This is a genomic window from Paenibacillus sp. NPDC056579 (assembly GCF_042793215.1).
GTDB lineage: Bacteria > Bacillota > Bacilli > Paenibacillales > NBRC-103111 > Paenibacillus_S.
In genome coordinates this window covers 493,857-512,963 of record NZ_JBHTVD010000006.1, presented here as the reverse complement: position 1 = coordinate 512,963, position 19,107 = coordinate 493,857, and the positions used below count along the sequence as shown (strand labels likewise).

Here is a 19,107-nt window from a genome sequence, read left to right as displayed (position 1 = left end):
AATGAGAACGTACAAAACTCCGAAACGAGTTGCTTGTACGTTTCTTTTTTTCTAGTAGCTAAGTATTCTGGCGGTATAGCAGCTTTTTTTATGTAGTATCTTGTCGGTTGAACACAATGTAACGGAATATTACGAATCTCGCAATGATTTATTGTTTCTATTAAAACACACCGTACGAAATTCAATTCGTAAGGTGACAAAACCTTAATCTCATTAAGAGCCGCGTAAGTCGCGGCTTTTTCGTTTTATGATATAAGGTTCTTGTCAAAATCAAATGACAAGAACCTTATATCATTCCCGATGCCAACCGCACACCGCCTCCTAGTTAAAAAAAGAACCAGGCAAGCCATATCCTGTTATCCCTTATGCTTTTGTTTTATGGAAACAAGCATTGCAAGGAGAGGAATAAGTTTAACAATATCAATAAGAAAGCACCAGGTCAGTGTTATGACGCTGCGTATAATGGCAATGTCTCAGGGGTTCACTGGGATATGGTGTTCATACAAAGACCTGTGTTTGTTTGTCATTCCAGAATTAGAACCCCTGAATCAGAAAACTTAAATAGTCGGCTCGATTTATTCTCTTAGCGGTCAAAAGGGCATGGTATAGGCTGCCTTGCCCCCCCTCCCCCCCCAGGCGCTTCGCTTGGTGGCAGCCTCGGCAAGCCTTCCATTCCCGACCGGCCCACCTTGCGGCATAAAGCCTCGCCTTTGCAGGTAAGTACTAGGTATTAGACATTTTATTAAAAGGCTGTTTTCATAAGCAATTGTTGCTAGCGGCATATAAAAAGGGTTCAGAGACCATTTAGATAATCTTCACCTGATGGTTATTTTGTTTGATTTTTTTGTACGACTGTACTAAAATATATCCATGAGTAAAAAAAATAAACCAACCAATCAAAAAGAATTGTCGTTCATCGAAAAAGCCCGCAGAGCTCAAATTGTGGAATGTGCGATTGAAACAATCGCAGAAGTAGGTTACACTCAAGCCTCTTTAGGAGAAATTGCAAAACGCGCAAAAATCAGCAAGGGGGTTATTTCTTATCACTTTGTAAATAAAGAGGAATTATTGGAGCAAATAGCTATCGAATACTATATAGCTTGGCAATCTTACATTGCTCCACGAATAGAAGCTCAAAAATCTCCTAAAGAAATGCTTCGAGTGTATATTGAATCCAATCTTGAATTCATAGATGAAAATCGGCAGCATGTTTTCGCTGTTATAGAATTGGTTTCTAAAAAGATAACTGCTGATGGTAAACTTCAGTTTTCAGCAGACCATGATGAAGCTGTTTTACTTCCAATTGAAAATATTCTCACCCTAGGGGTGCAAGAAGGGCTTTTTCGGGAATTTACCAAAACATCGGCAAGGGTGATGGCGTTAACAATTAGAAATGCCATTGACGGGTTCACCATGGAATTAATGAGAAAGCCTCATTTGGATGTTCAGGAATATACGAGAGAACTGGTTACAATCTTCGATATATCAACTAGAAAGTAAGGTGTTGCTTAGGAGGGGTATCAATGTTTTACTATGATGTACTTTGTTTTAGTTGTAAAAAAACATTCAGGGCATACGAAGGTTCACTGAAATATAAACAAGCGAAGGAAAGAAAGGTTAAGTATTTTTGTTGCGAAGATTGCGCTGGTAAAATACGCATTGAAGCAATTTTAAATTTTTTTAGAAAAGAATAACGGGTAAAGCCGCTTCCTGCCGGAAGAGGCTGCTTTACACTTCACATGAACATTTGACTACAATTAATTTGTAATTTTTTATACGCAATTAAAGCATTCACCTCCTGTTTGTAACGTTGTTCTGATGGATTTTGGGTCAGATTCTGTTGATTACTCTATTGAAAAAGTTAGTGTATGTACGCTTTGAATTGATTTTATTAAATCGGTATCGGATTAAGTTCTTATCGAATTTGAATGACAGGAACTTTATCCCGTTCCCGATTTTGAGAAGAACATAATCTCATTCCCGTCATAGGTGGAAGGTAAGATTATTGCTCAATCGGAGAAGCCGACATGCCAAGTCTTTAACATCTCTTGAGCTTTTTGCGGATCATCCATGAATAGAGTCCGATACTCCAGCATCTTGTTAAGGGTGTCCAGCATTTGGTCCGTTATTGCTTAAACTAACGGGTACGATAGTTAAATGAAAAGGGAGGAATGTGCCGTGTGGCAGCTACTCCCTATTTTTATAGCTTAGAGGACGAGAACAGCGTTTTTCCTCTAAGCTATAAAATGGTCTCGTCGAATGAGCATCGTCTGTAAGGTAGAGGTAAAAATCGCGTATTTGGTAGTATAATGGTGAGAGTAAATATTCAGAAAGCAGGATGTGTGATGAAAAAGATATTGATAACTGACGATACGATTCGAATCCTCGCTGTTTTATTTCCAGGGTCGAACCACCATAAAAAACGGCGTGTTTATTCCAATTGCGTTCCTTGCCAGTATGGAAAAGTAGAAAAACCACTAAACCCAAACATGAGATACTTTTCATGCCGGGGTTGCGGTTAAAAGACCATGGATGTTACCCTTCATTCGTTAACCAAGAGGCATCATAAAACAAAGTCACACTAACTCCCGAAACACCATCTACTGGATCGCCATAGTCATATCTTGCGATAATCTTTCCCTTCTTGTATACGTAGCCGTGAAAAAATTCGCCTCTCTGTGTAAATCCTGCCGTTTCCAATGTGGTTTGCAGCGATTTTATATGAGCGTCTCTGCTATCAGTATTAACGAAGAAGCTCAATGTCAGCATATCATCCAAAGCGGCAATATCCATCTTTTTCGGCGGAGTACCAATCGGTATGCTGAAATCCGGCGTAGTATCCTTATATACATTTATAACCTTGTTGATGAGGGATGGGTCAAACACATATTTTACCTTAGGCTCCGCCATTATATTGGGTAAATTTCCATCTGATGAATTCGCGTAGACCACTGTCAGATCATCGTCTATGCCATGTTCAACCGACCATGTCATAAGAGTGTTATCGCTTGCACGGCCATAAACGTCATTTTCCGTTTTGCCAAAAATCCTTTTGATTAAAGCGCTATCGGTAATCTGCCCATAGCCCGCGTCTGATAGCAATTGTGGAACATCTAAGAGTGGACTTGTAAGTTTATATACGAATGTCAGTTTTTGATAGCTATCTTCAATCTTCACAAAATAAGGCTGTGTATCGACTAACGCCGGTGCATTTTTATAAGCAGCAGTAACTTGGTCGAAGTATGATGTATCAAAGGCATGTACCCTGACATCGGCTGATATTGGTTTACCTTCCGGCTCATGACTGACCGAAACCACATGATCTGACCCCACGGATTCCGTTGGTTGAATTGCCGGCGTGTTTTCCGTATTAATTGGCGGTACGCTTGTATCAGCTGAGCAAGCCGTTATTGCCATGAGCACGATGGTTAAAGTAAGTAACGTGCCGTACAACCTACTTGTAAAACGCCAAGCAGAATGATAATTTATTGTCACAAAGAACCTCATCATCGAAACCTCTTTCCCGGTTGCCGCCTTGTTGAACGTATAACTCGTCGTTTTTCCGTCCGGCTCTTGCGCGCTCTTCAGCCGAGTTAGCACACTCTATATATACTATAATCCAAATAATAACATTCGTCATTCATCTGATGACACAAACATTATCCCATAAGTTCATTGGCGTATTATTATGTAAATACAGTTGGTTGAAAATATACGAAAGGTATAGGAGTAATCATGAAATTTCAGATAATCTGGAATGCATTTTTTAAAGTTAAAAATGAGGAAAAGGCAGATCGACTTATTAATCATATTGAAGTAAGAACAGGTCACCCAATTGTGTCAAAACTGTTTGAAAGATCGAAAAAGGAGCCTTCACTTTTAGGAGTAACGTTTGTAAGTTAAAAGATGAAATGACTATGGAGGCAGCTGTTTTCAAACACTTCAGCTAATTAATTTACTGGGTTCTGCCTGGACAGTCAATAATCCTCTAATAACAAAGGATACAGAGTATCCCTCAAAGGTTCTACTTTCTTTTGAAGGCTTTCACAGTAATCCATCATTTACTGGTCTAACGTGGGTTCGCTTCTTATTAGAAACGGATACGAAACTCGAATATGGATGGGAGCATTCTAGCGCTTACGGGACTCATTTTGTAAATCAGTTAGAATAACCAGTGTATCTATTTCAAAGACAGTTTCTTGTTGAACTAAAGGGTACGATAGCTTAATCAAAAGCATGTCTGATTAGCAAAGTCATAATTTTAAATTACTTAATGAAGAGGAGATCGGTTTGAAAAAATATGTATTATTATGCTTTCCATTGCACTCGTAATGGTGACAGGCTGTTCTATGAACAATAAGGTTGGCTCAGTAGAGTCTTGAGATTATACAGAGGGTTACGTTATTTCGAAAGAGAATGGCAGGGTCCTGATTGTGCGAGAAAGGGTTAATAATATCGAAAAAACTCCACTCAATAAAATTTTAAAGGAAGCTCAACCAAACGCGATCTGGCTAACAGTAAATAATGCTGACTACGATAAAGTAAATATTGGAGACAAGGTGAAAACTTCCATTGACGGGGTTATATTTAAATCTTACCCCGCCAAAGCGAAAGCAAACTCCCTAACTATCACAAAACAATAAGGTTATTGATGGAACAATCGATTAAGCTAACGGGTACTATAGTGCATGAACAGTGACCAGATCGTCGCGGCAGTTGTTCCCTATTCTCATTAATAATTGAGCTCATATAGTGTGAAAGATGGTTACCTGATTGAAATGTATAGTGGAATACCTGGATCATACGTACGGGGATAGAGCTTGCTGATGGGTCTGAATTAACAGCTGATTAGAAGCCAAGGAGAATTTAATATGAATAGCTCTTATGAATTGGAAATCATACCAGGGACAAGGATAGGCAAATTCCATTTAGGGTGGGAACTTAATGAGCTAATTAAACATTTAGACTTTGAATATACAATCGAGCATTATCAAGATCAAGATACCACTTTAATTAAGAGTAATGATTTTTGGTTTACCTTGGATAAAACTAAAGGTCTGCACACGATTTATGCCAGTGGTAATTTTAAGGGAAAGTACAATAATCTTATAGGTTTAGGCACAGTCTTAGCTCAAATTCATGGAGTGAGTTTTGAGGTAGATGAGGAGTTTTTACAGGATACTATGTGGTGGCGGTTTAAATTAACCAATGTAACAGGAATTCATTTCGTGCCAGAGAAGGAATGGGACGATACAACACCTATAAGATCAATTCACGTTTTTTATTGACGGGTAACTTATTAAGCAAATTATTACGCTAATTCAATAAAACTAGCAGCAGTCCGGGACTGCCGCTGGTTTTATTTTGGGATCATCTTATTGCATAATTCAGAGAAATAGATGAATTCCTAATGTATTTTTCATAAGGGACTGGGGACAACATTGATCGCAATCCATGACAACTTAAGGGGAAAAACCTTGGGTATTAGAACAGATTGCATTTCCAAGTGATGAAAAAGCATTAAGATAGAATGTAATCCGACTTTCAGATTAAGCTAACGGGTACGATAGCTTGATAATCGGCTGCCTGCATGAACAGTCCTACTTTATCCAATGGTCTCCAGTTATGCAGTCACCTGCCTTTGAAGTCACTTTGTAATCTTGGGGTGTGAGCTAACGGGTATGATATTTCAATCTAACAGGGGCAGACACCGTGGTGCCACTACCTGTTTCTTCTATTGGTAGTCGTGATGAGAGGAGTGAAAGTGAATGAGCTTGTATCACTACATTGCATCAAATCACCCTCTGCCTATAGGCGAGAGGGGAGGAAGAAAATCACCACTAGATAAGAGCGGGCTAGTACCCCCTAAAGCATTTCATTTCCTATCAAATGATAATTCGTATGTTCTTTTCCCGGGTGATTTCTCATCCTCGATTAGTGAAGATGAAATTGAAGTTTATGAAACAATGGAGGATGCAGCAGGAATTATTATTTATGAATTGGTTCAAGGCGATGAGATGATACGAAAACACTTTAAGCTGCCGTATGTCTATGGAATAGTGCCCAATTGGGGTAAGTTTTACTTTAACCAAGAAATGAAAAAAATTTTCCCAGAAGAATATTGGGCTTGTGTAAAATGTGTCTCTGTTCTCTTCGATTTGATGCGGGACATTAATGATGATCAGAGTGTCTTTGAATTATACTCATGCTGGATCGGAGAGGGAACACAGGAAAGTAACTCTGAACTTGCAACGTGTATTAGACTCTCAACATTTAAGTAAGGTGATCATTTTGAATTGAAGGAACGGCAATATATTTCAATTGTAAAATGAGATGGAGCAGGAACTAACTAGCTTAACGGATCGATTGCAGAAAAAATAAAATTTCTTTCTAACGAGTACGTTGGCTTAAAAACAACTAAGACACGGCTGCCGACGTGGATTGGCAACCGCGTTACGCTAACTGGCAGTTTAGTTTAGCATTAGACTGTCGATGTGTCGACAGTCTTTTTATGTTCATTTATTCTTTCGTACTTTCTTTAGCAGCATCATAATTAGGATACAGCTTTCTCGATAATGGGATGGTTGAACTAGAATGCTTCAAGTTGATATCATATCCCCCCGCTACATCGATACTTGCAAACACTGTCTTCACATGCTTGATATTTACTAAGAAACTTTTATGAGATCTAAAAATATTACCTTGGCTCTGATTATGTATTTCACTGAGTGTTGAAGTTGTTTGTACGACTTCTCCGTCAGACAGATAGATGTTTGCTAGATATTTTTCAGCTTTCTCCACGTACATGATGAGATCTTCTGGGATCTGCCTCTCCCGAAATTTCAACTTACAAGTAATCCAATGAATATGCGTATCTTGTTTCGATGAAAGTATAGCTGAACTTAACAGAGATGAATGGATTCGAATTTTTGCCTCATGTAGTGCTTTGAGTAATTTGTTCTCACTAACAGGCTTTAAAAGGAAATCTACAAATTTCAATTCGTAGCCAGTCAAAAGGTAATCGATGTTTTTTGCTGGATCTGCATCCGGTCCATTTAAACTTCCAGTAATAACAATGATTTGGGGCTTTAATCCTAAACTGAAAAGTTCTCTTGCAGCAGTTATGCCGTCCTTCTTATGGAGTCCTATATCCAAAAGAACAATATCGGGTTGCAACAAGACACAGGCTTCAACTAAGCGATCGCCAGAGCTTACGGCGTCCAAAACAACAAGATCGCTCATTTCCTGAATAAAGTTGACTAATAATTGTCTTTGATTGATGTCATCTTCAGCTATTATGACTGAAAAGGTTTTAGGACTTATTACATCCACTGTTTCTACACTCCTCATTACTAAAGAAGTATAAGATGCAAAAAAACAACAAATATCGACAAAAAGTCACAAAGATTGCATCTCTTATCCTGAAAACTAGTTCTGTTGCTCCAAAATGATTTCCACGATGTGACAAACCTCATAAGATAGGTTTATAAAGATTTCTTAATAAACAAACAAGGGGCTTCTGAAATGATGTCAGCTAAACGAAAAAAGTATCCTCCAGAATTGAAAGCTCAAATCGTCATGCAAATGATGATGCAGGAAAAAACCACTGCTCAATTGTCGGATGAGCACCACATTCATCCCAACGTTCTCAATCGGTGGAAGTCCAAAGCTATATGTAATTTTGCAAAACTGTTTTTGGACGAAGAAAAGGAAAAAAATAAATTAAACAGTCAGCAAAAGGACAATGAGCACCGAGAACTCCAGGTAAAAGTCGAGCAACTCACTTCCCAACTGGAGTGGATAAAAAAAAATCATATTTCTAATGTTTCGAGAAAACAACGTATATCATGGTTGGAGCAGGAACATCCAGAAATATCGCTTTCCACTCAAGCAGGACTATTAAACTTGATTCGCTCCAGTTTGTATTACAAAGCCAATCCCTCACAGAAGAAAAGCTACATCAAAAAAAGAATCATGGAGATTCGTGATCAATTTCCACAAGTAGGTTATCGTAAAATTGCTGAACTACTTCGGGAAGACTGTGTTGTTCACGAAAATACGATTTATAAGTATTTAAAGGAACTTGATATTGAGAAAAGCCCAAGTACCGCCTAAATTTTACAACTTAATAAAGTGCATTTATTGTCTAGAAAATGTGTAGCACCACATAAGATAGTATAACTTTCCTAGAGTAAATGCAAATTTTACCACTGAGTATAGGTAAATGGTCATAAGTGAACCAGTTCTTATAAAATATAAACTAACTATGAATGGGGATTAATAATGAACTTTGACGTACTAATTGAAGAAGATTATGCTTCCAAAAACTTTTGTGCATATGTACCTGCCTTACGGATAAGCGCTTTAGGTGATACTGCGGACGAAGCGGTTAGTAATGCGGAGGACCTTATTAAAATGAAACTTGAAGAAATGGGCGAGAGAGTGCAGCTATTTTCCTCGACTACACGACAATTAAAAGTTTCTGTTTAATAAATGACCCTCATGTGTGGATTGGTCAAGACCCCAAATTGTAGACAATGAAAAAAAGCCCTATGCTGCAAGCTGGCGCCGATATTCTATCGGTGTCAGCTTGTTTAGTTTTAATTGTATTCGTTCCTCATTATAAAATTGGATAAAAGCTTCAATTCGTTGTTGAGCTTCTTCAATTGAACGGATATCATATGGATAGAGCGCTTCCGCTTTAAGATACGAGAAGAAGCTTTCCATTGCGGCATTGTCCAAACAATTACCGCGACGCGACATGCTGATTTGGGCGCCAACCGTAGGCAGCATGTCGTGGTAAGCATGGGACGTGTACTGGAATCCTTGATCGCTATGAACGATCACCCCAGTCACGTCTTTGTGTTGTTTGAAGGCCTTCTCAAACGTCTTTAACACTAACTCATTGTCGTTGCTATGACTGATGTGAAATGCGACAATGTCGTTGCCGCATAGATCCTTGATGGCCGACAAATAAAGTCGCTGATCTCCCACACGATACTGTGTGACGTCGGTAACCCATTTGTTATTAGGCTTTGCTGCCGAAAAATCTCAATTTAACAAATTTGGAGCAACTCGACCATCTGACTTCATAACTTGATATGCATTAAAATACGGACGCTTAGCTCGAATAATAGAACAAATACCGAGTTCTTGCATAATGCGCAGAACCTTCTTGTGGTTGACTGTTTGGTCATGCTGTCGTTTTAGTTCAGCTGTAATCCTTCGATAACCATATGTGCCCCCTCCGTAGGTCGTATACAGCTTGAATGAGTTTCTTAACCTCCCTATCTGGATCTTGTTCTTTACGGTTCAGATAGCGATAGTATGAACTTCTCCAGACGCCCAACATCTTGCATAGCTGCACCACCGGATATATGTTTGATGCTTCTTCGATGATGGCGTACTTTCCTCTTACACCTCCCGTTTCCAGATTTCCAAGCACTTTTTTAACATCGCATTTTCTCTTTCGAGTTTCTTATGTTCACGATCCTTGTCGATATACTCCGTTCTGCGGCCTCGCTGATCAAGTAGACCAAACTCTCCCTCCTCACGGTATTTCCTCATCCACTTCTTTACACGATCTTTATCTTGAATGGCTAGATGCTCCGTGATTTGTCGGTACGTCCATTTTTCCACTAGATGCAGACGTATCGCCTCAAGCTTCGTTTCCTCTGGATAAGTATTGTACGTTTGTCCCTTTATCCCCATAAAAAACACCCCTTAGAATTCATCGGATTAACCAGGGGGTTTTTCCAATGTCTATTCTAAGGGGTGCACATTAGATTAGACATGGGGGCTTCATTTTCAGCAGGAGCCGCGTCGCCAGCTCCAGTAGCACATAATTATTAATATAAACCACTCGCCTTGAGTGGTTATTTTACTAGTAAAATAAATCTGAATATATTCACGATATAGGCCTTTTGAAATGTTCAATTCTAGTTACTGGAAGTAATATGTGTCGAATCAATGTAATATTATGGTATAACGTACCGTCGAAGTTAATTTAATTCTCTGAGAAAATGGGAGGATCAAAACATGTATAAATACCACATTTCCTACAAGTGCGATCCCCCCAACCAGTGCGATTGTACTGCAGAAATAGAAAGCCAAACTGTACAGGGAATCGTAGGAATAATTGAACAAATAGAAAAGAATTATCAAGTATACAAGATTCAGAAAATAATAGAAGAATCATCATTTTTGAAGCAGAGGAAAATTTGAAGATAGAGAAGGAATTAAAAAACAGTGAAGACTAAATCAAAATTGTATTCTTTAGTGTTATTATGCGTACTCACCTTAATATTCTTTTACAAGCCTGAATTTTTTTCAATCCTAACATCTTCAACTATCCAAACAAGTGATGGAGAAGTTGAATACACGCTAATGTTCCCATCAGATCGATTCCCAGAGACTGCAGCACACATGACCGGAAGGGTGCAGAGGATAACCGAAAGGAATCTCTAAGGGGCATACCAACTAAGCCAAATTTAGACCGTGATGAGTTTCCAATGGCAATGTGCGCGGAGGGAGGATCTGGTGCCGATATACAGTACATAAATCCATCAGATAATCGCGGCGCTGGATCTTGGGTAAGCAATCAATTAGAGAAGTATCCAGATGGAACAAAGGTTAAAATTATCGTTAAATGAATATGATTTATATGGATCGAGGTACTTTTAATGATAGAGAGAGAAAGAATTGAAGCAAATATTCAATATTTGGTTACTCAATATAAAGGACTTGTAGTTTTACTTTTGGCGAAAAAGAATAATGATGGAGTAAGTCGAATATCACAGTCGGATATGGCAGCACATCTGGGTATTTCACAAACAGCAGTTTCTAAGAGATTAAAGAAATTTATTGATTTTGGATTAATTGAAAAAGTCGGCATTGCGGGTTATAGAGTGATACATGCAGATTTTATGAAGACACCCCTTGGGAAAATGTTTGATCTACTAAAAATAATTGATCAGAGACCTAATTTAAGTTATAAACAACAGGCTGATGAACTAGGCGTTACTGTTAAAGAAGTAGAAATTATCTATGGTTACTTAGTATACCTGTTAAAATAAAAATACTATTTCATTTGAAATTATACAAAGGAAAGTTGACTAAAATGTTGAAGAAGATTTTTTTCAATTCTATTCAATGAATCTAATAAATCTAAAGAAACTAAGAAAAAAGTTAATAAAAAAACAACAGTTGATGACTCAAAGTCATTACGTAAAGGTGAACTTGGCGAGTACAAGATAAATATTCAACTTGATCAACTGCCTAAAGATTGTAGGTATATGAGTGACATTCTTATTATCAATTCAATCAAAGTCAGGCTACTCACAAGTAGCTCACTTGGTTATTACAGAAAATAGGCGAGAAAGCCCTTGGCTTCAGTCATGGGATGAATCGGCTTAGGACAAGGGATAGCCTTTAGGCTATCTTAATTGTCCTACATGGATACACCTAATGTAGTGTAATTATTCAATTGATACAAACAACCGTATCATTGATCAATCATTTAGTTTTTTGCCCGAGAAACAGGCGTAAAGTGCTAGTCAATCTTGTAGAGATTCAGTTCAAACAGCTTGTTGAGGATATATGCGCTGAAAACGATTGGGTACTCACTGCTATGGAAGTTATGCCCGATCATGTGCATATCTTTCTAAACACGCTGTCAACCGATTCTCCTGCGGAAATCATGCGAAACTGAAAGGAATAACTTCGCGTCGCCTTCGCGAACAGTCAAGCACCTAAATCACTTGCCTTCTCTCTGGACACAGCAATTAGTAGAACAAGCTTTGAAAGGGTGACATCATGCAGACGCTAACAATTCAAATCCGCATATTTCCGTCCAATCCGTCTGTATTGGTGGATATGAGCAATGAGTACATTCGGACGGTCAACAAGCTAACTGAGCAAGCAGAAGCGTCTGAAACGTTTCCAAAGCTAACCTCAAAGACTGTTAATGCGAATCTGCCCTCTGCCGTGAAGAATCAACTCATTCGGGACGCTAAAACCATATTTCAGAAGTCCAAGAAGGAAAAGAAGCGTCCAATTCTCAAAAAGCGTGTGTACTTTGTCAACAATCAGAATTATGCGATTGGAGACGATAGCGTTTCTTTCCCCGTTGTCATGGACGGAAAAGTTCAACGTCTTGTCGTCCCTGCGGCCGTTGCTGACCGGGAGAAAACAATGCTGTCTAATAGCAAGCTTGGGATTCTCCGCGTTGTTCAGAAGTCGACTAAATGGTTTGTACAAGTATCCATTGAAAGACCGACTGAACAAGCGAAAGGCGACGTAGTGATGGGTATTGATCTTGGCTTGAAAGTCCCTGCCGTTGTCGTAACATCCAGTGGCAAGACTAAGTTCGTCGGCAACGGAAGAAAAAACAAGTATATTCGCCGTAAGTACATTGACAATCGTCGCAAACTAGGAAAGCTTAAGAAGCTATCTGCCATCCGTAAACGGCGCGACAAGGAAAGTCGTTACATGAAAGACCAAAACCACAAAATCAGTCGGCAGATCGTCAATGTGGCTATCCAAGAGAACGTATCCGTCATTAAGCTGGAGAAACTGACTGGTATTCGCAAGACGACAAGAACAAGTCGCAAAAACGCTAAGAATCTGCATAATTGGTCGTTCTATCAGTTGCAAATGTTCATCGCATACAAAGCAGCAATCGCTGGAATCAAAGTTGTTGAAGTGAATCCATCATACACGTCTCAAACATGCCCATCCTGCGGTCAGCGTAACAAAGCAAAAGATCGAACGTATCAATGCACCTGCGGATATACAGCGCATCGAGATCGTGTCGGTGCAATCAACATCATGCGTCAACCTGTGGCAGATGGTAACAGTCTGTCAGCCTAGATAGCTATATGCTCTGATCTAGGACGGGCTATTGAACTAGCCCTTAACTTAGCAGTTGGGCAAAGCGGAAACGAATGCGCCCGTTAACTAGCTAAGAATCCCACCCTTTCGAGGGTGTGGAGGTTCAATACATTTCTATTATCCTTTAACTGGATTTTTAATGGGGATAGTATTTGGATTATTATATTATTTTTCACGTTCATTAATACCTTCTATAATTGTACATATTTTATGGAATCTATTTGCTACAACTCTCAATAGTCTCAATAACTAATCGTGGTGGGTCTTCGACTAACTTGAGTAGTTTTGAACACAATCATGACACAAGCTCAATCCGTTTGAGAGTCTTTATAGGTTTTCAAGAACAGATGAAACAAGTAGCATCCACTTACAACGACGGATTGCTATTTAGGTCACAGCCAGAAATAAATTTATATAAAGCATTGAAATCAAGGGGAGTATCATTTGCACCATATTCCGGATGGGTATATTCTTAAATCGGGGGATCGTGACGATTGGTAGCAGTCCTAATGCTGCAGCCGGTGAGGGAATTCTAATCAGGAGTAACAAGAATATGTGGAACAACGAAAAGCCGGATCCAGGTATTTTGTATAACGCAAAAGGCGAGATCGATTTTCAATATGAAGATAAATAAACCGATGTCTTTATGGTCATAAAAGGGGGTTCGGTTTGAAGGAACAGGCCTTATAACACGCTAAGGAGGAGGAAAAGTGTTATAAGGCCTGTTATTTAGGATACAGAACTAGCGTCTGGACCCGGTAAGCTGTTGCTCACCAATTTGGACTAATCGTTTTGTTATGTTTCCACCAATAGCTCCCGCATCGCGAGTGGCAAGATGTCCATTGTAACCAGTTGGGGATAATTGAATACCTAACTCTTGGGCCACCTCATACTTCAGTTGATCAATTGCTGCCTGTGCTTGTTGTACTACTAAAGAATTGTTTGCCATGTTGGTAATCACTCCTTTTTTTGGTGTAATTGTATTATCCAAAAGAGTGATTTGGACTATACGTGGAAAATTTATCCTTAGTAATATCTTTATTTGTATTAACCCCTTGCTATCCAGAAGGCATTTTTGGGTCGTTTTAGAAGAAATTTGAGGAATGGGTCCGTCGTTTGCAAAAGAGGCTTAGAAAGGAAAATTTGCCGCTTAGGCTTCCTAGTTTAACACTAATTTTGCGGAGAAATCTATTCCACAATTATTAGTAATTTCCTTATTTTGGTGGTGAGTATTTTGATTAAGTTAAAAAATGTATACCATGATGGATTGATTACTGGAATTGGTTTTGGGGATCAAAGTACGATCATATTTAGAATTAATTTAAATGTTAATTATTATATATATGAACACATGGATGTTGTTGACTTAAAGTTTGAACATATCTCAAACTACTCAGATTTTTTAGAGCATTTAAATGGTGGGGAAACAATTCTCGTAAGGCAACCTATTGATAATAATAGTATTTCACTGGATAGGTATTTAAGAATTGATGGCATTATGTTGGCACGTAATAAAATACAAGAAAATTATATTATTACAATTGATATAGACCATCTAGGTGTATTTGGATTATTGTGTAGAGCATTGAGGATAAAGGGGATGTTTCGATTAATGAGCAATATTGGATGTAGTTTTAAAATGAAATTGGGGGGCTTTTGAAACCATGTTATCAAGGATTTATTGATAAATATCTTAATCTTAATCCATTATAATTGAGATTTTATGAGAAAGTGAGAAGAATGAATGAATCCGCTGATGGGATAAACTTTAGTATTTCAGCCAAACCATTATATATACTGGTAGGACTTGCATTTGCTTCTGTTTTAATAGGCTGGTTTTCATCAATTGTTGTTCCAAGATTTTTTGCTAAATATATTTCTATAGGACTATTTCTTGTTTCATTTTATTTTTGGATCAAGTCATTTTAAAACAATATAAATAAAAAAACTGGTGCTATAGCGGACACCAGCTTTTATATGAACCTATTACAATGATTATCGTACCATGTTCATTGTGTAATGTAAATGAGGAGCTTCGATATTATGTTCATATCACGAAATCAACCATAACAGGAGTCCTCAGGAGCCCGGCCTTTGTCCAATTTCGTAATTTTACTTTTACACGCAGCCGCGGTTCAAGATAAACAAATTCTCGGTCTTCTCCACGTATTAGTTGATCTTTGACACCATAAAATGCCATCTTTTGGCGTGGAGTTACCCCGAGCTCAATTATCCCTAGCGGTCGACCGTGCCCATCGGCAGCTAGCCATCCAAATTCGGCCTTACGATAGCCAGAAATAAAAACCTCGGTGTAAGTCCAATTAATGATTTTAAGCCAGGCACTCGACCTGCTGCTCACATATATCGAATTGGCACGTTTGGCGACGATCCCTTCCATGCTGAGCGATTCAATGTGGGAGTATAGTTCCTCGCCTTTCTCCTCGACAGTGGGTATGACCGTCATATTCGGATTACCAAAGGTCAATGATGCAAGTAGCTCTTTACGTTTATGTAATGGGTAACCGCGCAGATCTTCGCCCTTATACTGCAGGATATCGAACACCACATAGTTTACCGGTCTGGTCTCCGCAGCCTGCCTGACCTTTTCTAACTTCCTCAATGAGAAACGTTCCATTATGGATTCAAAATCTACTCGGCCAAATTCATCGGTTGCCGCGACCTCTCCATCTAGAATTACGTTGTCGAGTCCGAGATTTACTAGTTCCGGATACTGCCGCGTGCAGTCGTTGTTATGCCGTGTATATAAACGTGTCTGGCCGTTGATCCTGGACAAGATGAGTCGGTGACCGTCGATCTTTGGTTCAAAAATGTAATCGTCATCGGAGAACGGTTCCGGCGCGGTTTCAAGCAACATCGGCTGAATATACACAAAAATCACCTCAACCGCCATTATAGCTCAACAGTGCAGCTACGACCTTCGGTAACTTGTGGTAAGAAAAATTCATTGCACGGGTGCCGAGGCACGCTTACAATGGGGAAAGAAAATACATTCCCGGAGGTTTCCCATGATCGAGAAGTATCCATTACTGAACGAACCCGACAAGACGATGTTTGTATTTGCCAAGAACGGAAAGTATTACGGTCACATCATTAAAAACAAGACGGCGAAGGCAGCAGCTAAATTCATATTTGAAACAGTTAAATTCGATACAATCGAGGCACTGAAGGCGGAATATCCGGAGCAGGTGACAGCGAAATGAAGCGGAACAGGTTGTATAGAGGATTCCGTGAACTAACCTCAGAGATTCACCTTCATTCGGCTGCTATCGATCGTAAGCCGGTCATCGTATTTCATGGCGAAGAATTGATCGGCAGCGGTGTAATTGAGGAAATAACGGATGTTTCCATAAAAATTAAAGGCGAACGGTATATGAGGCAAGCCTGTAAATTTGTGCATGCGAAATAATAATCTGCTCAGGAAAATATTACCTGGGCTATTTTTCTGCTTGAAAAAGGGAACATTTGTTCGTATATTGGTAATATAGAAATTTACAAGGAGGGCGCTCATGAAACCCATAAATTAACAGCAGGCGAGAATGTAATGTGGGAATCGCCAAGAATGAAACTGCCAGAGCATCGTGAGCAGAGCGTAATTCTTTATGAACAGGAAGATAAATTGAAAAGGCCGGAGATAACTGAGGAAGAGCAACAAGAGATGTTTGGCAAGCTGAAGGTTTCTAAAGCCAATGCTGTTGAAGTCTGCATCACGGTTTTTAATGATTTCGAAATTCAACAAATAACAGGAGTTGTAACTGGGCTTGACAAGTATCTTGTCAAAATGAAAATAAATAACGATTGGCAGCTGTTCAAATTTGAAGGCATAATTGGGGTGGACATCGATGGCGAAGGATATTGAGCGGAAGCTTATTCGTATTTTGGCGAATTTTTCAACCTTACATCATAGGATGCCGTCGATACGGGAAATTGAGATCAAAACGGGCCGTAGTCGCGATGGAGTTTATGAGGTTCTTGCTGAGCTGACGAAGAAAGGGTTTCTTGAATGGTCCAAAAATGATCCGGAGAGAATTATTCTCCTGAACGAGGAATACGATCCAAAGCCCAGGACAAGCGGTATCTGGAATGCTTACGGTTCCAATTAATGATTTCGCTGGGAATGGAGGATTATGTCGCCCCGCCGCGGACGAGCAACTCACTTGTAGACGTTAAAATTAGCGTAGCTTCAATTTTTCACATTAAGGAGAGGGTCCTAATGATAAGCAAAGTTGAGAATAGCAAACCAGAATTTAAATATATACCCTGTGATTGCTGCCAGTATCCTGTTGCTGTGCCGGTAAATGCGTCTGAAGCTATATGTATTGCATGTCCTCAATGTGGTAATAGATCATGTATGTGATAAACCATGAATCGAAGCTGCGGATAGTATAGATTATTTAAGTTCTTAGTTGTGACAATGAATGAGCATATAATTATATATATTTTAGGATATGTTTAGTCCCAAAATCATTCCCTGACGAGAAAATCGTCGGGGATTTTGTTATGTGGTTACATGGATCATGCGGTGTAGCTATCCCATATTAAAGTTACAGTATTGGGGAAAGTGCAATCGGGCAGGATACTTTAACAATCAGGGACTGAGGATTAAGCGAAGATGTTCAGTTAGGATATAGTAAGAGGGGATATAGTAATATTGGGCATTGGTGGGTAAGTACACAGAGATGTTGGAGCTGCAGATCTTAAACTGGGATTGCTGTGGTTCTGGACGGATACAACAAATTCTTCCATGGATCACATGTTACTAACACCATTAATTGCTGCAATAATTGATGCAGTAAAAAATTTAAGTGATAGTTTAAAGATTTGTAAGGATGTGAAACAACCCGCTGTGAAATATCTCCTATAGTTGATTTTACTTGTTCTTTTATAATTTGACGTGACCAGCTTCTTCGTTTAAATTAAATTTATACCAAAATTCAAGGAGATAGGGAATTGAAAAAAGGCAGTTTGGAACATTTGAAAAAATTAAATCGACACCTCGTATTGGAAACGATTCGTTCCAATCAGCCGATTAGTCGGGCTAAAGTAGCGCAAAAGCTAAACCTTAGCCGTTCGACCGTTTCCGCTATCGTCGATGAATTGATATCCAAGAAGTTTGTGATGGAGACCGGGTTCGGTTCATCTACCAGAGAAGGTGGGCGAAAGGCGATCGAGCTAAGGTTTAATCCGCGATCCGGCTTTGGAGTTGGGGTCGAGCTTTTGTTAAAGGGGCTGTTTATTTGTATCACGGATCTTGACGGGTATGTTGTCTGGAAGGAACGGTGGGAAACCGATAAAGACTTTCGGACGATTTACGAATGTATTCTCTCAAGCTTAGATAAAGCTTCTGTGTTGATGGATGCTGTGATCGCAGTCGGTTTCTGCATTCCCGGATTAATCAACTGCAAAGAAGGAATTATCGTCGATGTACCCGAATTTGGCTGGAAAAATGTCCATTTTGTTGATGAAATGAAGAAGTATTTAGCCAAACCGATCTACATTAATAACGATGTGAACTGTGCTGCTTTATGTGAGAGATGGGTTGGAGGGGCAAAAGACCTGGATGATTTTATTTACATTTATATTGGTTTGGGATCCGGTGTCGGCAGTGCGATAGTTGCTAACGGGAGTTTGGTGCTCGGAAAAGATTTTATGGCCGGAGAGATCGCGTATTTTCTACTTGAGGAAGATGTGTCAAGCAATCGGATGAACATGCCCGGTGAATTCGGAATTTTTGAGAAAAAGATATCGGGAAGTGCACTCGCGGGGATCGAGGGTACGGTACAACAGTTGTTTCGTGCATACAAAAAAGGGGAACCAAGTTCTATCCTTGCTGTGAACCGATTCGTAACTAGTTTGTCTGTTGGAATCGCCAATATGGTCAGTCTCCTCAATCCAGAGAAAGTGATTATCGGCGGTGAAGTGTCTGACTATATGCAGCCTGTTTTGAACGAGGTTCAATCCAAGGTAAGTAAAATGACTCCGATTCAAACGACGATTGAAACGGCTATGGTGGGATCGGAAGCAGGAGCAATTGGAGTTATTGCGTATTCATTCGAACTAGAGCAGAATATCATGTAATTTTTTTATTATAGGCGGGATAAATTAACAAGGTTGTTTGTATCTCATTACAAACAACCTTGTTTTTTTGTTGTTTTTATTGACATAACAGAGAGTACGGTGTATATTCGTTTCAGATAG

The 19,107-nt window shown here is 39.3% G+C and carries 22 protein-coding genes and 2 pseudogenes; 17 read left to right on the top strand and 7 right to left on the bottom strand.

From position 1 onward, the window contains the following. Positions 1-870: 870 nt before the first annotated feature. The gene (locus ACFQ88_RS24470) at positions 871-1,500 is read left to right on the top strand and encodes a TetR/AcrR family transcriptional regulator (RefSeq protein ID WP_379457721.1); all 630 of its coding nucleotides are present in this window, start codon (positions 871-873) and stop codon (positions 1,498-1,500) included. A 1,035-nt stretch (positions 1,501-2,535) separates the two neighbouring features. Here ACFQ88_RS24470 and ACFQ88_RS24465 read toward each other — a convergent pair. Then, positions 2,536-3,507, bottom strand: a complete 972-nt coding sequence (locus ACFQ88_RS24465; RefSeq protein WP_379457719.1) for a hypothetical protein — start codon at positions 3,505-3,507, stop codon at positions 2,536-2,538. Between the two features lie 896 nt (positions 3,508-4,403). Between ACFQ88_RS24465 and ACFQ88_RS24460 the strand changes: the two genes are divergently transcribed. The 3 genes from ACFQ88_RS24460 to ACFQ88_RS24450 all read left to right on the top strand — a co-directional run bounded on the left by ACFQ88_RS24460 (position 4,404) and on the right by ACFQ88_RS24450 (position 6,281). After that, on the top strand, positions 4,404-4,643 hold the full coding sequence (locus ACFQ88_RS24460; RefSeq protein ID WP_379457992.1) for a DUF3221 domain-containing protein: 240 nt from the start codon (positions 4,404-4,406) through the stop codon (positions 4,641-4,643). A 228-nt stretch (positions 4,644-4,871) separates the two neighbouring features. Continuing rightward, on the top strand, positions 4,872-5,288 hold the full coding sequence (locus ACFQ88_RS24455; RefSeq protein ID WP_379457717.1) for a hypothetical protein: 417 nt from the start codon (positions 4,872-4,874) through the stop codon (positions 5,286-5,288). 480 nt (positions 5,289-5,768) lie between these two features. Then, the gene (locus ACFQ88_RS24450) at positions 5,769-6,281 is read left to right on the top strand and encodes a hypothetical protein (protein WP_379457715.1); all 513 of its coding nucleotides are present in this window, start codon (positions 5,769-5,771) and stop codon (positions 6,279-6,281) included. Between the two features lie 238 nt (positions 6,282-6,519). Here the strand turns inward: ACFQ88_RS24450 and ACFQ88_RS24445 are convergent, their stop codons facing one another. Continuing rightward, complete coding sequence (locus tag ACFQ88_RS24445) at positions 6,520-7,332, bottom strand: LytR/AlgR family response regulator transcription factor (RefSeq protein WP_379457713.1); 813 nt, start codon at positions 7,330-7,332, stop codon at positions 6,520-6,522. A 192-nt stretch (positions 7,333-7,524) separates the two neighbouring features. Between ACFQ88_RS24445 and ACFQ88_RS24440 the strand changes: the two genes are divergently transcribed. Further along, positions 7,525-8,115, top strand: coding sequence for a transposase (locus ACFQ88_RS24440; RefSeq protein WP_379457711.1), 591 nt, complete (start codon positions 7,525-7,527; stop codon positions 8,113-8,115). Positions 8,116-8,283: 168 nt separating this feature from the next. Then, positions 8,284-8,490, top strand: a complete 207-nt coding sequence (locus ACFQ88_RS24435; RefSeq protein WP_379457709.1) for a type II toxin-antitoxin system HicB family antitoxin — start codon at positions 8,284-8,286, stop codon at positions 8,488-8,490. Positions 8,491-8,550: 60 nt separating this feature from the next. Here ACFQ88_RS24435 and ACFQ88_RS24430 read toward each other — a convergent pair whose 3' ends face one another. From ACFQ88_RS24430 to ACFQ88_RS24420, 3 genes are all read right to left on the bottom strand, one after another. Beyond that, positions 8,551-8,994, bottom strand: a complete 444-nt coding sequence (locus tag ACFQ88_RS24430) for an IS3 family transposase (RefSeq protein WP_379457707.1) — start codon at positions 8,992-8,994, stop codon at positions 8,551-8,553. 57 nt (positions 8,995-9,051) lie between these two features. Then, the gene (locus ACFQ88_RS24425) at positions 9,052-9,222 is read right to left on the bottom strand and encodes a helix-turn-helix domain-containing protein (RefSeq protein ID WP_379457990.1); all 171 of its coding nucleotides are present in this window, start codon (positions 9,220-9,222) and stop codon (positions 9,052-9,054) included. A 192-nt stretch (positions 9,223-9,414) separates the two neighbouring features. Then, positions 9,415-9,711 (bottom strand): helix-turn-helix domain-containing protein, encoded by a 297-nt coding sequence (locus tag ACFQ88_RS24420; protein WP_379457705.1) that lies wholly within the window; start codon positions 9,709-9,711, stop codon positions 9,415-9,417. A 591-nt stretch (positions 9,712-10,302) separates the two neighbouring features. Here ACFQ88_RS24420 and ACFQ88_RS24415 point away from each other — a divergent pair. The 5 genes and pseudogenes from ACFQ88_RS24415 to ACFQ88_RS24395 all read left to right on the top strand — a co-directional run bounded on the left by ACFQ88_RS24415 (position 10,303) and on the right by ACFQ88_RS24395 (position 13,144). After that, positions 10,303-10,652: pseudogene (locus ACFQ88_RS24415) on the top strand (NucA/NucB deoxyribonuclease domain-containing protein). 30 nt (positions 10,653-10,682) lie between these two features. After that, positions 10,683-11,075, top strand: coding sequence for a winged helix-turn-helix transcriptional regulator (locus ACFQ88_RS24410; RefSeq protein WP_379457703.1), 393 nt, complete (start codon positions 10,683-10,685; stop codon positions 11,073-11,075). A 401-nt stretch (positions 11,076-11,476) separates the two neighbouring features. After that, a pseudogene (gene tnpA / locus ACFQ88_RS24405) lies at positions 11,477-11,780 on the top strand (IS200/IS605 family transposase); the annotation flags it as partial. A gap of 31 nt (positions 11,781-11,811) precedes the next feature. Then, the gene (locus tag ACFQ88_RS24400) at positions 11,812-12,870 is read left to right on the top strand and encodes an RNA-guided endonuclease InsQ/TnpB family protein (RefSeq protein ID WP_379457988.1); all 1,059 of its coding nucleotides are present in this window, start codon (positions 11,812-11,814) and stop codon (positions 12,868-12,870) included. 97 nt (positions 12,871-12,967) lie between these two features. Next, positions 12,968-13,144 carry a CPBP family glutamic-type intramembrane protease gene (locus tag ACFQ88_RS24395; RefSeq protein WP_379457986.1) on the top strand — a complete coding sequence of 59 codons (177 nt, stop codon included), beginning with the start codon at positions 12,968-12,970 and terminating at the stop codon, positions 13,142-13,144. A gap of 489 nt (positions 13,145-13,633) precedes the next feature. On the opposite strand, the gene ACFQ88_RS24390 is transcribed toward ACFQ88_RS24395, so the two are convergent. Next, positions 13,634-13,840 carry an alpha/beta-type small acid-soluble spore protein gene (locus ACFQ88_RS24390; RefSeq protein ID WP_379457701.1) on the bottom strand — a complete coding sequence of 69 codons (207 nt, stop codon included), beginning with the start codon at positions 13,838-13,840 and terminating at the stop codon, positions 13,634-13,636. A 285-nt stretch (positions 13,841-14,125) separates the two neighbouring features. On the opposite strand from ACFQ88_RS24390, the gene ACFQ88_RS24385 reads away from it, so the two are divergent. After that, complete coding sequence (locus ACFQ88_RS24385) at positions 14,126-14,551, top strand: hypothetical protein (protein WP_379457699.1); 426 nt, start codon at positions 14,126-14,128, stop codon at positions 14,549-14,551. A gap of 387 nt (positions 14,552-14,938) precedes the next feature. On the opposite strand, the gene ACFQ88_RS24380 is transcribed toward ACFQ88_RS24385, so the two are convergent. Further along, a complete protein-coding gene (locus ACFQ88_RS24380) occupies positions 14,939-15,781 on the bottom strand; it encodes an ATP-dependent DNA ligase (RefSeq protein WP_379457697.1) in 843 nt (280 codons plus the stop codon). A gap of 136 nt (positions 15,782-15,917) precedes the next feature. Between ACFQ88_RS24380 and ACFQ88_RS24375 the strand changes: the two genes are divergently transcribed. The 5 genes from ACFQ88_RS24375 (at position 15,918) to ACFQ88_RS24355 (ending at position 18,987) form a co-directional block, all read left to right on the top strand. Then, positions 15,918-16,112, top strand: coding sequence for a hypothetical protein (locus ACFQ88_RS24375; protein ID WP_379457695.1), 195 nt, complete (start codon positions 15,918-15,920; stop codon positions 16,110-16,112). Next, positions 16,109-16,318: a hypothetical protein gene (locus tag ACFQ88_RS24370; RefSeq protein ID WP_379457693.1), complete on the top strand. Its 210-nt coding sequence runs from the start codon at positions 16,109-16,111 to the stop codon at positions 16,316-16,318. The genes ACFQ88_RS24375 and ACFQ88_RS24370 overlap by 4 nt, the downstream gene beginning before the upstream one ends. A gap of 135 nt (positions 16,319-16,453) precedes the next feature. Next, positions 16,454-16,768, top strand: coding sequence for a YolD-like family protein (locus tag ACFQ88_RS24365; protein WP_379457691.1), 315 nt, complete (start codon positions 16,454-16,456; stop codon positions 16,766-16,768). Further along, entirely contained in the window at positions 16,752-17,012 is a 261-nt protein-coding gene (locus ACFQ88_RS24360; protein WP_379457689.1) for a LexA family transcriptional regulator, read from the top strand. The genes ACFQ88_RS24365 and ACFQ88_RS24360 overlap by 17 nt, the downstream gene beginning before the upstream one ends. Before the next feature lie 847 nt (positions 17,013-17,859). Further along, entirely contained in the window at positions 17,860-18,987 is a 1,128-nt protein-coding gene (locus ACFQ88_RS24355) for an ROK family transcriptional regulator (RefSeq protein WP_379457687.1), read from the top strand. The last annotated feature ends 120 nt before the right edge of the window (positions 18,988-19,107 follow it).